This is a genomic window from Anabaenopsis sp. FSS-46 (assembly GCF_029891665.1).
GTDB lineage: Bacteria > Cyanobacteriota > Cyanobacteriia > Cyanobacteriales > Nostocaceae > Anabaenopsis > Anabaenopsis arnoldii.
Window position 1 is genome coordinate 1 of record NZ_JANQDG010000132.1, and the last position, 14347, is coordinate 14347.

Genomic DNA, 14347 nt, shown 5'->3' on the forward strand with positions numbered 1-14347 from the left:
TAGGGTAGAGATAAAACCCCCCATGTGATCTATCATCTATTCGTTTATATCCACTATCTGTTGTTAAACGCAAAGGGCGCAAAGGTTGGCGCAAAGGTACGCAAAGGTTTATTGGCGGTCTAGACTATGATCACATACATGATTTTCTAGTCAGATTTATCTGACTTTAGCTATTAGACGGGGGTTTCTAACCCCCGGGCGATCGGCTTCACAGATCCCGGACTTCTAGTTAAGTTATTCTAGATTATCTGTGATGATGTGAGAAGTCGGGGATCTTAAGCAAAGTTATCTTAGATTATCTGTGATGATGTAAGAAGTGGGGAATCTTAACCACCTCACAGATCCCCGACTTCTAGTTAAGTTATCCTAGACTATCTGTGATGATGTGAGAAGTCGGGGATCTTAACCAAAGTTATCTTAGATTATGTGTGATGATGTGAGAAGTGGGGGATCTTACGCCCCCTTCTACGGTCACACAGATCCCGGACTTCTAGTTAAGTTATCCTAGACTATCTGTGATGATGTGAGAAGTCGGGGATCTTAAGCAAAGTTATCTTAGATTATGTGTGATGATGTGAGAAGTGGGGAATCTTACGCCCCCTTCCACGGTCACACAGATCCCCGACTTCTAGTTAAGTTATCCTAGATTATGTGTGATGATGTGAGAAGTGGGGGATCTTACGCCCCGTCACAGATCCCGGAATAGCGATCGCCTTTAACAGCAGCGCTTCGCTATCGCATCTTGTCAAGATCATCAAATACATGATCTTCGGTGTCAGATTTATCTGACTTTAGCTTTGAGACGGGGGTTTCTAACCCCCGGTTCCGCGTGTAGCATCAAACGGGAATTTTCAACTATTCTGGGTATCGATTCGCTTTCTCATATGTATTACCAAACCAAAAGCGCCCATCCGGTGGGTCAATATAGCCCAGAAGCAGCAGAGAAAGCCGCCAGAGAGTGGATAAGAAAAGGTAATTGAAGCAGCAAAGTCAAGCGTTCTCGGCTAGTGCTTCTAAATGAAAAGCCAAATTACTCAGGGCCATTTCAATCTCGGAACTGTAAGCAATGCGCCGCCATTTTGGTGTTGTGGCATTGTCCATGGCTGTTGTTTCTATGTATTGAGCAACAACCATGAGTTTTTCTGGATCTGTTGAGGCTGCTGCCAAATTGTTTAAAAATTCTTGAGGTGTCATGGATCTCCAACTAATGTGTGACAGTATGGCAGTTTTATAGCTGCTATCAGAATAACTATTCCACCTCAATCATTCTGTTCATCATACTCATCTTTGCCAGAACCATAATTTCTTGCCAATTAATAGCTACTGGTGGGTTGACGATATCATTGATCATTAACTGGGATATTGGTAACCTCGTCTGGGAACTGATTTGACCCTTGTTTGATTTTGGCAAACAAAGATTCATATTCCTGAATTGCTGATGGAGGTAAGGAACTCAGAAATTCGCTGTTCTCGAAAACTTGACGATTACTCTGTAGTAGGCTTCTAAATGGTTCTTGCAGGTTTGATAGGTCAACATGAGGAGAAATTGGGGAATTACTTCTAGTGATCACAGAAATTTGTTTTGCGATGTCTGGTTGCCAACAAAAATCAATCCACTGTGATAAAAAAGTCTCTTTTTTCACTTTTGTAGGGCATACCCATAAGTCAGCCCAAATTGCTGTTCCTGATTTGGGTATAACTGCGGCAAATTGAGGATAACGTGACAAAACCGGTATTATGTCGCTAGACCAACCAACGGCTAGCCAAGTATCTCCAATAATGAGCGGTTCTAGATAGTTTTGGGAACTGTATAATTTTACCTGTTTATTTAATGCTCTGAGTTCATTTTCTAAGTCTGGTATGGTCTGAATATTTTCTGTGTTGTAGGATTTTCCTAGCTTTTTTAAAACCAGACCGATCACTTCTCTAGATTGATTGAGTAAAGAAATCCGCTGCTGTAGTCCATCTCGCCACAAATCACTCCAATCCTGCGGAGTCCAACCCAAACTTTGCAACTTTTCACGATGATAAATAATTACTGTGCTTCCCCAACGGTACGGAGCCGCCCACACGTTTCCTTGAGGATCTAAGTTACCTTGATCATCGCGTATTACCAATTGCTGCCACTTTTGATCTAAAGCGGACCAATGTTTTAACTGTTTGACTTCTTCTAGTGGTTGAATGAGTTTCTGTTCAATAGCTGCTTTGAGCCAGTAATCTCCCAATGTTACTAAGTCAGATGCAACTGCTGGTTGCGATCGCGAAGCGCTGCTGCTACCAGATCGCATAAATGGTATAAACCGATTCCAAAATCCCTTGCTAGTGGGTTTTGAGGTATCCTCCCAAGCTTGCAATTGTTTGAATAAATCTTCTATTTGTTCAACTGGGGCAAAATTCAACTGTACCTGTTGCTGTAAACTTCGGCGAAACTGAGGAACTATCTGACCGGGGATGGAACCTTTTAATAACTGGATATGCAGTTGTGTTTGATTGCTTGTATCACAACCGACCAGAATCTGGGACAGCGCCACTGCACCCGCAGCCAATAAAAAAGAACGTCGATCTATCGATTGTGGATTTGGAATTTTGGATTCTTGATTACACATATATTAAATAAATATATAGAATATACTCCAAGTGCTGATTTAGAGGTATTGTCGGAATAATATTAGTAAGCTTGAGGCATTAAGTAACTTTAAAGTATTTTTCTCAAAAAAAAACTGCCCGTAAGTTTATTATCCTCAAAATTATACTTTTAAGAAACTTTAAGTTCTATTGAGGATTAAATACTTACTGATTATACCCTGATCCCTTGTGGAAAAAATTAAATAATTCAAAAGCATAGTTAATATCACCTACAAATTGAATAACATAAGGAAAATATACGGAATAGGATATTAAATGGAGACATTGCAAACGCAAATTATAAATTTGAGTCATAAGCTTGATTCCCTCTACCAGGTGATTGAAGCACTTGATAGTAAAATTGCTCAAGCTTTCTCGGAATGTTCTTTAGCAAACACACAAGCTGGGAAGAATTCTCTAGGAAAGAGTGATGTAGTTCGCTCCCAGTTAAAAGAAGATATGAACTTACATCCAGAGCTTGAGCATAAGGATGTATTGACAGATGGTATGTCTTTAGACCTGAATCGGCAAAGTGCAGATAAGAACTTAACGCCGGAAATTCAAATACAACGACTAACAGCACAGTTAACGGCAGCATACAATCGCATTGCTGCTTTAGAAGAACAATTAATGAAAATTAGAATTCATTGACTTACGGTGTTGCACCACATAACTCTCGATAAGGGCGTGTGGATAGGCATTCCTACCCATTGCAGGAGAACGAGTCTCAGATAATTTCATCATTGTACAATGGACATTTTTGAAGTGAATTAGCAATTAGAGGTATATTGGTCTAGTTGAGCTTCAATGGCAGTTAAAAGTTGATTTTGCTGCCAATTTTGCCTGAGATGAGCAGCAATACAAGCACCTCCAGCACCTATCCCTTCTTTGACAAAGCCCTGCTCATAAGCTTGGAGTTGCGGATAACGAGAGTTAGCAAAATTTAACTGAGTAGCAAGTAGAGGGGGGATATTTTTACCTAAGCTCAGGGCTAAGTCAACGGTTTTACCAGTGGGATCTTCTGCTACCCAACGGGTTGTACCTACAACTACTTCTGCTGGTTGCCAGGACAAGTCATAAGCATCAGCGATCGCATTTATTAAAGCATAAACTGCCAGCATTTGTGTACCACCTGCCAGAAGAACACCACAATGGCGACTAGCTGCGATAGTCATTCCAGCTACCACCACCTGCATGGGATCACCCACTGCGGCCACAAGTTGTAAAGGATCTATGAGGTCAGATGGGGGAGATGATTCTTTTTGCGCGGGGAGCCTCATCCTTTCCAGTCCCACTTGTACTACTGCCCACTTTTGTGTATGATTACAAACAGGATGGCTACTGTTGACTTTTTCAGCAGCGTCTATGCCCAAGCCAGTTAAAACTGCTAGAGCGGTTGTAGTACCTCCGACAACACACTCACCTAAAATCACATATCCTTTTCCAACATTAGTAGCCAGGCGTTCTCCCCAGAGTAGCCCTTGCTTGAGCAAATGGTGTACCGTTGTAATTTCCATAGCAGCACCTTTACTTAAACAGTTAGCCGGGTAGCCACCCAGATCAATAACTGGTACTGCGGGAGGCTGAGGTAAGCCAGCATTAAACAAATAAATTGGAATATTGAGCGCCTCAACAACAGCACGAGAAATGATTACAGGCGAAGCGCCCGCGGTCAGCGGTGGTAGGGGATAGAGAGGTTTTCGTCCTGGTCCGTAATATAAAAACTCAGCATCAGCACAAGCTGTATACTTTCGAGCTTCTGGAGTACTACCAGCCGCTGAAATACCCGGAATGAGGCCAGTGTCAGTAAAACCTAAAACACAGGCAAACAGGGGTAAACCACCCCTATACTTAGTAATCCATTTTTGACCCTGTTGGATTTGGGTATAAATACGAATCAATTACTTAACCTTCATAATCCATAATCACCTGCACCCATTGTGGCGGACGCGGAATCGGATTTCCAATAGCGCCCAATAATAGCCATGCTGCCAGGTGTACCATAAACAGGTAAATAAAATTATTGAAGACAATCAAAGCGACTGCTCCCACTTGCACCACAAACAAACTAGGGCTAGCTAATAATTGTAGCCTCAAAAATACCCACTCTATCAGTTCTGTTACCTGGTTAATCACATAAACCCACAGGTCATCACCCGATAACACAGACAGCAACCACAACCGAAAAAACACCCCTAAGGTACCCAAGAGGGTACCCAAGGTAATAGATACAATCCAGGGAACACGACGATACCATGTTGCCCCTAAAAGCACACCCATAAAGGCAAAGGGCATAACAAATAATAGACTACGAACAGGCCCCATGAGAACTGATAGCAGCAAACCAGAAGTAACAGCAGCCATCCAGGCAGCTCTTTTGCCCCAACGTAGGTAAACTAGAGCGATGGGTACAGGAAAGAATATCCGTAATACCGGGCCCAAAGGAAAGTAGAAATTAATTAACCAAATCAAACTAGCAGCACTGGCTAAAAATGCTGTTTCTACCATTCGTAAAGGCGCGTCAACTTTTAGTCTAGGTCGCCTCAAATGCTCTGGTTCTAATTGTTTGTTAATGGAGTCGGGAAATTCCGGGGCTGGGTTTTCATCTGGTAGAGAATTTGAAATACTCATGGTGAAAAAAGTTTGAACGACTTTGACCTCAGTGTTCCGCTATAGTCAATACTGCGTATTTAGACGCTGGTTCCTCAGTCCATGAGCAAAAAATATCATGCGCTGACAGTTCTTGTTTACTGGTATGGGAAGGAAACAAGGGATAGATATTCCAGCCTATTTAAAAATCGGATAGGACTCCTATAGGTTAGAATTACAGGACTTACGTAACTGGCATAATACCGATCTGTTAAACCTACCCAAATTTACCTGAATCCAGAGTTAGCCGGACAAAAGACGACCAAGGACATTTGATGATGATAAATCCTTCTTTTAGACTAGTATATTTTAGTAGGTTTTGTCAAACGGTTACCACCTGGTGAAATGTGGTAATTCTCATGTAAGTAACAATTCTAGCCAAGGTAATTGAAAGTGACTTCCCGCGCAGATGAAATCCAAAAATTAATTGCAGACATTGACAACTTAATTAACAGCCGTGTTCAGCCTGACTTAACGCTTCTACCTGATCAAGGATCGGAAACCAGAGAGGTTTTAGAAAAACTTCGTACCTTCCTTGTCCAGGAAAAAGAACGTGAGACTTTAAATAATCATAACCAAAACCAGTTGAGGGTGGCGGAGGAAAAGTTACGTTTGTCAGAGAAATTTCTCACTCAGGTTGATGGTAATCAGTCTAGCCAAAGGACAGAGCCAAACCAAGCTGACCGGGAACAAGGTAATTTGCTATTAAATCAATTAAAGGGCGAATTATCAACATTAATACAGCCATTACAAGCGGAATTAGCTGCAATGATGCAAGAGCGGAAAATTCTGGCACAAGAAATTAGACAGCTCGAGCAAAGGAAACTGCACAACTACTCTTTAAGCCAGCAGTATGCTCAACAGGAGCAGATGATTTCCGAATTTTTGCAGTTACTTATGAGCCGAATTGTATCTAATTTAATACCAAATATCCTAGAAAATTACAGTAAGGAGTCCAGTTCAAATAGTACTAATAATGACAAAAACACACCCGCATTCTCTAGGAGTCAACCTTTATTACAAACATCAGAACAGACCCAACGGTTAACACACCTGACCAGGGAACTGGATCAACGTCTATTATCCCTTGATGCGACTGTAAATTTCGTCTTTGAGGCGCTACAACGCAATATCAACACTTATCACCAGTCTTTAAATCAAGGGTTGGGGAGAATGCACAGTACAGGTGTGCAGGGCGAGCAGTTGATGACCAACTTTGTGAAAAACTTAACGCAGCAATTGCAGCAACAAGCCGCAATGAATCTGTTATCTGTCCCAGAGTTACAAAAAAATCAATCCGTATCTCCAGCACCATCATTATCAACTCAGGTAAATAATATTGCGCCAGCAGCAGTAGAAGATGATTATCTATCATCTAGTAACCTTGTAGATAGCTTAGAATCACCTGGTGATCAAGTCGATGAACTTTATGCCAGTTTATGGGGTAATGATAATTTAACTATATCGAGGGGTGATGTAGAAGATTTACCACCGTCGAATATTGCACAAAATATACCTGAATCTCCAAGTAATCCATTAGAAGCAGATGGGAGAGGGACTACTCTTGAATCTCCAATGGAACCAGTGCAAAAGTTATTAGATTCTTCCTTGCAAGAAGCAGATGCAGAATTAGAGTTATGGCAAGAACCGTCTTTTGAGGAAGATACCAACCCAGAACAACCTACTGATTTATCTGGCTTGTGGCCAACAGAAGAGGGATTCACTAGTACTGTTTCGATACAGCCAAGCAGTGCTGATACTAGCCCAGTGAGTGAATTATTGACTAATTTAGATGGTGAACAAGATGAGTTAGAAGTTTCTTCTGGCTTGGAAACAGCAGAGGTTGAGGATGATAGTCAGCAGTCTTCACTAGTGCTGCATGAGCAGGAACAGGAACATTTAGATCACGATATTTCCACAGCGCCCACAGACAACTTATCCATGGTTACGCCACGCCAGCTATCACCCGGGGAAAACCAGTCTGTTAATCCGGATCAGATGAGTCTGAGTCAAGATCTGACCCAAGAATTTGATCAGGATTTAGCCGACCTGAGTGAAATGCTAGAGCCGGATTTCAACTTGAGTCTAATTTTCGCAGCTTTGGAAGATAGTATAAACCAGCCGCCAAACAATTTTGCAACTGCAACTGAGGCTGACTCTGATGTGGATGTATTCCAGATTAATCCCATCTCTTCGCCGCAAACCGAAGCTGAGTTCGATTTTAGCCCCACAACAGAAACACAAGAGCAAGTCAGTACTGAGCACAGAGCCTCTTTAATTGGCAGTCCTAAGTTTGTGAAGAATAAAGATGTGGCGCTAAATATACAGGAATCGATTTGGTATCTAGGTATTGATCTGGGTACTACTGGAATTTCTGCGGCTTTGTTGAATCTTTCCACTGCTGTGCTTTATCCTATCTGCTGGTCAGCAGACAAGCAACGGGGGGTTAGTTCTTTTCAAGAGTCGTTTCGTTTACCAGCAGAGGTTTATCTACCCACAGGTTCTGTACCTCCAGCGGAAACGCAAAGCCCAGAGGTTCAAAATTTTTTGGCGCAAGCTAATCAAGAGCAGAAGCATAATTTTTATTCAGTACAGTTGAAGCCATATTTGCAGGTAGCTATCCCATATCAGAATGAACAAGAAACATGGGAACCTATATTGCAGTTCAACAAGTTTTCTGCGGGTCCTTTAATTTGGGTTGTGCGATCGCTCTCCAAGTTACTGTTAACCTTAAAATCAGATGGCCATAGTACCACTCAAGGTTTAACCGCTAGTGCTGTGGGTTTAAATCAGGAAACATTCCATGAGATTATTAATAAAATTGCTGGTGTCATTTGCACCTGTCCATCTAGCTGCTCAGAAACATATCGGTTTAATGTGCGGGAAGCTGTACTCTCTAGTAAATTAGTCCTACATCCACAGCAAGTATTTTTTCTGGAGGAAGCCATTGCTAGTCTACTGGGTAGACTAGATGGCGCTCATGGTGAAACAGTGCTTACTGATTACCAGGGGTTAAATCCAGCCAGACCTGATGATCATCCTATGGTTGGTTACACCTTGGTGATTAATCTTGGCGCGACTACAACCGAAATGGCCCTGGTTAATTTACCAGAGAACCTAGAGCAATTAGTACACGGTGATTTCATGCTCCATAGTTTTGCTTATGCTAGCAATGCCATTGAGCAAGATATTATCTGTCAGTTACTGCTTCCCCCCACATATCGAAAAACACGCCAGAATTATGAGGAAGACAGTACAACAACCGCTAACAACTTTTGGCAATGGCAACCTACTTTTGCTGACAAAGTAAGTTTCACTAGCAGTTTGGGACTAGCAGAATTAGATTTACCACAAGTGGGGAAACCGGATATTAAGGCTCGGATTCGTCTCCAGCAGAAGTTACAAAGTTCTTTGTTAGGACAGGCGGTACTAGATGCAGCCTTGGCTTTAAAGCTAATTTTACAACAGCAGGATTCTTTTGCGCTGGAATTAGCAGATCAACGGTGGGTATTACGGCGAAGCGACTTAGAAAACCATGTGTTGACTCCCTTTGTGCGACGTTTAAACCAAGAGTTGAAAAAGTTGTTAGCAGTTAGCGGTCTACCGGCGACAGCAATTAATCAGGCTATTTTAACTGGGGGGATGGCTTCTTTAGAAATTGTGAATACGTGGCTACAGCAAGAACTACCTGACGCTAAGATTATTCAAGATTTATATCTGGGTAAAAACGGCACTCCCAATTGTAGTCGGGTAGCCTATGGTTTAGCGATGTTACCTTTGCATCCCCAGGTTTTAGAACAATCCTGGCAAGGATACAGTGACTATTTCCTGTTCACGAAGTTACTGCAATATTGTTCTCATAGAATTTTATCTTTTGACGAAATTCTCCAGCTATTTGAGGGTGATGGTATTAATACGACTATTTGCCAGGAACGCTTATTGGCTTTCTTGGAAGGTGAGTTACCTCCGGGTTTAATACCTGCAACTCCAGATTCTGCCTGGATAAGTGAAAGTACTGGAAATAATTCTCTCTACCAGTCTATTGCAGCGGCACCACTGTTTAAAAAACGCGGAAATATCACTTATCGTGTGAATTTGCCACAGTTGCAAGTTTTACAACCCTATCTAGATGCTATCAAAGCCAGTAATCAGCAAACAATGGAGGAGCATTACACCGTCAATTTCAGTTTAAAGGTGATATGAACCTGCCCGTACTAGTAAGTAATGGTAGCTCTGACTGGCTATAAAATCAGAGGATTTTTACCCTTTGACACCAGTACTAGTTTCTGTTGGTACGATGTAGCGCTGTAAAAATGAAAATAATAGCAGTATGGGCGCAACGGATATGATGGAACCAGCCGCTACTAAGCGCCAGTCTAAAGAAAATGTCCCGGCTAATTTGGCGACTCCCAAGGGAAGGGTATATAAGCCTTCATCTTGAATGACTATTAATGGCCAAAGAAAGTCACTCCAAGAGCCGATAAATACAAAAATCGACAGGGTAACTAATGCTGGGCGAATTGCTGGTAACATTATATGCCACCATAAGCCTACCTCAGAACTACCATCCATGCGGGCAGCTTCTTCTAGTTCTTTGGGCACACCCATAAAGGCTTGTCGCAGTAAAAAAATGCCAAAAGCTGAGGCTAAACTGGGAAAAATGATGCCTAAGTAAGTGTTTCTTAAACCCAGTTGCACTGTCAATATGTATAGGGGAATCATGACGATTTGAAAGGGAATCATGATTGTAGAGACGATAGCAATAAAAATAGAGTTTCGCCCCACAAATGATAGTCTAGCTAAGGGGTAAGCGGCTAGGGAACAAAACAGTAGATTCAAGGCTACTGTGAGCAGTGCTACTAAGGTGCTATTATAGAGGTATTGTGCAAAAGGTAGCGATCGCCACACAGTCAAGAAGTTATTGAATGTGGGTTGACTGGGTAATAACTGGGGCGGGGACTGTAAAATATTTTCTGTGGGAGACTTTAAGGCTGTGCTGATCAGCCACAGCAGGGGAAACAGAGTTACTAGTGCGATCGCTGCTAATAACCCGTAGATTAAAATCAGTTTTAGTCGTGAGTTGGGGATGTTCAAAATTGTCAATTGAGATTGTCAATACAGGTTATTTTTATATTAGGGGGAGGAATTGGTATAGCTGCAACGGTTTTCACTAATCACAGCTTGTAATGGTTTATCCCAACTGTCTACAGGTAACTGAGGTAAATAGGCAAAATCAAAGACAATACCAATGGTAGACTTACTTACCCATCCTGGAGAACTGAGTAAACGATCATAATAACCCCCACCATAACCTAAGCGATATCCTTGATAGTCGCAAGCCACACCAGGAATAAGTATCAAGTCAACGGCTTCAGGGTGTACAGTTGGCGCCTGGGGATGGGGTTCAGTAATCCCATAAGCGCCAATATTAACATCATCGAGGGGTGTATAAAAATGCCAGTTGAGGGACTTACCAACACACCGGGGAAATCCCCAACGGTACTGAGGGTCAGCAAATAATAGACTGAGGTCAGGTTCTTGACGAACACTGAAATAAGCCAGTATTGTTTTAGCTTGAGTAAATAAAGTGCACCTTTGTAGTTGTCTACAAATGCGATCGCTTTTTTGTCTCCATTCTTCCACAGACATGGACTGGCGTTTTTGAAGTAAAACACGGCGTAACTCAGCTTTATCTAACAAAACTCAAACAACCCACCTCAGCACATTAGTTATACAGCATTTTGCCGATACCACTCAATAGTATTTTGTAACCCTTGTCTAAAGCTGACCTGAGCAGTAAAGTTAAAAGCCTCCTGAGCGCGTTGAGTATCCAAACAGCGCCGGGGTTGACCATTAGGTTTATCTGTTTCCCAAACTATTTCACCATCAAACTCCATCAATTCACAGATAAGAGTAATTAAATCGTAGATAGAGATTTCTGCACCCGTTCCTAGATTAACTGGCTCAGAGTCATTATAAAACTGAGTCCCCATCACAATACCCCGCGCCGCATCTTCCGAATAGAGAAACTCACGGGTAGGGCTACCATCACCCCAAACGGGGAGTTGTGTTTCCCCCTTGATTTGGGCTTCATGGACCTTGCGAATTAAAGCCGGAATCACGTGGGAACTACTGGGGTCAAAATTATCTTCAGGTCCATATAAATTTACTGGTAACAAGTAAATCCCATTAAAACCGTACTGCTGGCGGTAAGATTGCAATTGCACTAACAGTGCTTTCTTAGCAATTCCATAGGGGGCGTTAGTTTCTTCTGGGTAGCCATTCCATAGGTCATCTTCTCGGAATGGCACTGGTGTAAATTTAGGATAAGCGCAAATAGTACCCACACAAACGAATTTTTTCACTCCAGCTGCATAAGCACTGTGAATCAGCTGAGTCCCCATGATTAAGTTGTCGTAAAATAACTCCGCGGGTTTTTCGCGGTTCAGACCAATACCACCCACATGAGCGGCTAAATGGATGACAATATCTTGTTGGTCAACTGCACGTTGGCAATTTTCCAGCAGACGTAAATCATGGTCACGCGATCGCGGTATGCCAATTTTAGCAATGTCAGCCCCTGCTTGACATAACTGATTAACTACTTGACGGCCAAGGAAGCCTGCGCCACCAGTTACGAGAATCCGTTGATTTTTCAGTTCTAATGCAGTCATAATTTATACTTTTATTTGGAATAGATTAGAAATGGAGAGCGCCCAGTTCTTGACGAATAGTAGCAATATCATCAGCAATATTCGCACCATTACCATTTGGCGAAGTCAAACCCAATGCTTGTAAATCTGCTTCCACCATCAGAGCGACTAGTTCTGTAAAAGTTACCGAAGGCTCCCAACCAAGCTTTTGTTTAGCCTTCGTGGGGTCGCCAATTAACAAGTCTACTTCTGCGGGACGAAGATAGCGTTGGTCAAACTCGACATAATTTTCCCAGTTCAGGTTCACATAACTAAAAGCCTCCTGCAAAAATTGCCGTACAGAGTAAGTCTCCCCAGTAGCAATTACGTAATCATCGGCTTGATCATGCTGCAACATCATCCACATCGCCCGTACGTAATCCTTCGCATATCCCCAATCTCGTTTGGAGTCAAGATTACCCATATAAATCTTTTTCTGTTTACCTGCGACAATTTTAGCCACCGCTCTGGTAATTTTGCGAGTCACAAAGGTTTCGCCCCGACGGGGTGATTCATGGTTAAAAAGTATGCCATTGCAGGCAAATAAATTATAGGACTCGCGGTAATTTACCGTTTGCCAGTGGGCGTAAACTTTAGCACAAGCATAGGGACTGCGTGGGTAAAAGGGAGTGGTTTCCATTTGGGGTACTGCTTGTACTAAACCAAACATTTCTGAGGAACCAGCTTGATAGAAACGCACCTGAATTCCTGTACGTTGCTGGTAGTCCCGGATGGCTTCTAATAATCGCAGTGTTCCCATTCCTACCGCATCAACAGTATATTCCGGTGAGTCAAAGCTGACTCGGACATGGGATTGAGCGCCCAAGTTATAAATTTCTATCGGTTGGACTTGTTCTATAATCCGGCGTAGGGTTGTACCATCGGTTAAGTCGCCGTAGTGCAGAAACAACCGTACTCCTGGTTTATGTGGATCTTCGTAAATATGATCAATGCGGTCTGTATTAAAGGTAGAAGTCCGGCGAATAATACCATGGACTTCATAACCTTGATCAAGCAGAAACTCACTCAGATATGAACCATCTTGACCAGTAATACCAGTAATTAAAGCCCGTTTGGTTTGTGTCATGCTCTTTTGTCTCTATTGAAATGGTTAAACGCGGATTCAGAAAATCCAGTTTTGGCTAGATAATCTCAGGGTAAAACTATTGATGTTAACAATATGTCTAAGGCTTGCTTTGCATAGCTTACGCAAGCGGTAGCTATCGTTGTTGATATGTCAGTCATTTCACAAGTCACCCCGAATTAGTTTAACTCAAAAGTAACCTAATTATTTTGTGTACATTATTTATGCTTGGCAAAGAATTAGTATCACTTTAATCAATAGGATATTTTACACCATCTTACCCAGACTAACCTATGGTGTACATACTAGTTATGCAATTACCGGTAAATACTGAAAAACCTCACCCAGAGAAATACGGAAATTTCTCTGTTTCATAAGGATGATTAAGGTTGTCTTACCCAACACCTAAGGGAGGTTTTGATGGTTTCCTAGGAGAAACTACCCCAGGAATTTCCCGATACAGTGGGAGTGATTCTATGGGTTACGCAAGCTGTAGCTGTCAGTATGCGCCTTTATTTTTAGGTAAAATAACCACATCAATTGTTTTAAATATTATCCATAAATCTAGCCAGAAATTTCTAAATTTGACATAATGCAGGTCTATTTGGACTCTTCGCGGGTAAGGAATGTCATTACGCCCAGAAACTTGCCACAATCCCGTAATTCCGGGGCGGATTGTTAAAATATGATCAATGTGACAACCATATTTAGCAAGTTCGGAGCCTACTAAGGGACGAGGACCGACAACACTCATGTCTCCCTTGAGAACGTTCCAAAACTGAGGTAATTCGTCCAAGCTGGTGATTCGTAAAAATTGACCAATTTTGGTAATTCGGGGGTCTTTTTTCAGCTTAAAATTGCTCTGGAATTCTTCTCGCAAGTGAGGTGATGTTGCCATGATTTCCGTGAGCATTTCGTCTGCATTGCTGACCATCGTCCGAAATTTAATACAATTGAAGGTCTTGTAGTTTTTGCCTACCCGTTTCTGGATATAAAAAATTGGGCCTTCTGAGCTAACAGCAATCAGCAGGGACAAAATTAAATAAAGTGGGAAGAACAAAATCAATACCAACAGTGAAAACACTATATCAAACAATCTTTTAGCGAACTCTCCGTTTAAACCCTGTAAAGACAAACTTCTGGGTTTGAGTTTAGGCGTCTTGGTTTTTTGTCCCCGGCTGATAAAAGTACGCATAGACGTACTAGTGCTTTGCTGTTGGGCTTTACCATTCCTGAAGCCTAGATATCGCTTAACGGAGAGGAGTGAGCTCTGGCCAGTCATCATACTCCTTAATAA

General features: G+C 42.1%; 11 protein-coding genes. 2 read left to right on the forward strand and 9 right to left on the reverse strand.

The features are described 5' to 3' along the window. Window positions 1-990 precede the first annotated feature (990 nt). Complete coding sequence (locus NWP21_RS15940; protein ID WP_271731436.1) at window positions 991-1194, reverse strand: hypothetical protein; 204 nt, start codon at window positions 1192-1194, stop codon at window positions 991-993. A 146-nt stretch (window positions 1195-1340) separates the two neighbouring features. Further along, window positions 1341-2606, reverse strand: coding sequence for an extracellular solute-binding protein (locus NWP21_RS15945; protein ID WP_280793409.1), 1266 nt, complete (start codon window positions 2604-2606; stop codon window positions 1341-1343). Between the two features lie 295 nt (window positions 2607-2901). Here NWP21_RS15945 and NWP21_RS15950 point away from each other — a divergent pair, with 295 nt between their 5' ends. After that, window positions 2902-3276 (forward strand): hypothetical protein, encoded by a 375-nt coding sequence (locus tag NWP21_RS15950; protein WP_280793410.1) that lies wholly within the window; start codon window positions 2902-2904, stop codon window positions 3274-3276. A 119-nt stretch (window positions 3277-3395) separates the two neighbouring features. Here the strand turns inward: NWP21_RS15950 and cobT are convergent, their stop codons facing one another. Together cobT and NWP21_RS15960 are read right to left on the reverse strand one after the other, a co-directional pair. After that, window positions 3396-4526: a nicotinate mononucleotide-dependent phosphoribosyltransferase CobT gene (gene cobT / locus NWP21_RS15955; protein WP_280793411.1), complete on the reverse strand. Its 1131-nt coding sequence runs from the start codon at window positions 4524-4526 to the stop codon at window positions 3396-3398. Between the two features lie 4 nt (window positions 4527-4530). Further along, window positions 4531-5256, reverse strand: a complete 726-nt coding sequence (locus NWP21_RS15960; protein WP_271731429.1) for a DUF2232 domain-containing protein — start codon at window positions 5254-5256, stop codon at window positions 4531-4533. 411 nt (window positions 5257-5667) lie between these two features. Between NWP21_RS15960 and NWP21_RS15965 the strand changes: the two genes are divergently transcribed. After that, entirely contained in the window at window positions 5668-9477 is a 3810-nt protein-coding gene (locus tag NWP21_RS15965; RefSeq protein ID WP_280793412.1) for a hypothetical protein, read from the forward strand. Window positions 9478-9534: 57 nt separating this feature from the next. Here the strand turns inward: NWP21_RS15965 and NWP21_RS15970 are convergent, their stop codons facing one another. The 5 genes from NWP21_RS15970 to NWP21_RS15990 all read right to left on the reverse strand — a co-directional run bounded on the left by NWP21_RS15970 (window position 9535) and on the right by NWP21_RS15990 (window position 14332). After that, the gene (locus NWP21_RS15970; protein WP_280793451.1) at window positions 9535-10371 is read right to left on the reverse strand and encodes a carbohydrate ABC transporter permease; all 837 of its coding nucleotides are present in this window, start codon (window positions 10369-10371) and stop codon (window positions 9535-9537) included. 36 nt (window positions 10372-10407) lie between these two features. Continuing rightward, the gene (locus tag NWP21_RS15975) at window positions 10408-10974 is read right to left on the reverse strand and encodes a 5-formyltetrahydrofolate cyclo-ligase (RefSeq protein ID WP_280793413.1); all 567 of its coding nucleotides are present in this window, start codon (window positions 10972-10974) and stop codon (window positions 10408-10410) included. 29 nt (window positions 10975-11003) lie between these two features. Beyond that, complete coding sequence (locus NWP21_RS15980) at window positions 11004-11948, reverse strand: GDP-L-fucose synthase (protein ID WP_280793414.1); 945 nt, start codon at window positions 11946-11948, stop codon at window positions 11004-11006. A gap of 25 nt (window positions 11949-11973) precedes the next feature. Then, on the reverse strand, window positions 11974-13053 hold the full coding sequence (gene gmd, locus NWP21_RS15985) for a GDP-mannose 4,6-dehydratase (RefSeq protein WP_280793415.1): 1080 nt from the start codon (window positions 13051-13053) through the stop codon (window positions 11974-11976). A gap of 496 nt (window positions 13054-13549) precedes the next feature. Continuing rightward, entirely contained in the window at window positions 13550-14332 is a 783-nt protein-coding gene (locus NWP21_RS15990) for a sugar transferase (RefSeq protein WP_280793452.1), read from the reverse strand. Window positions 14333-14347 lie beyond the last annotated feature (15 nt).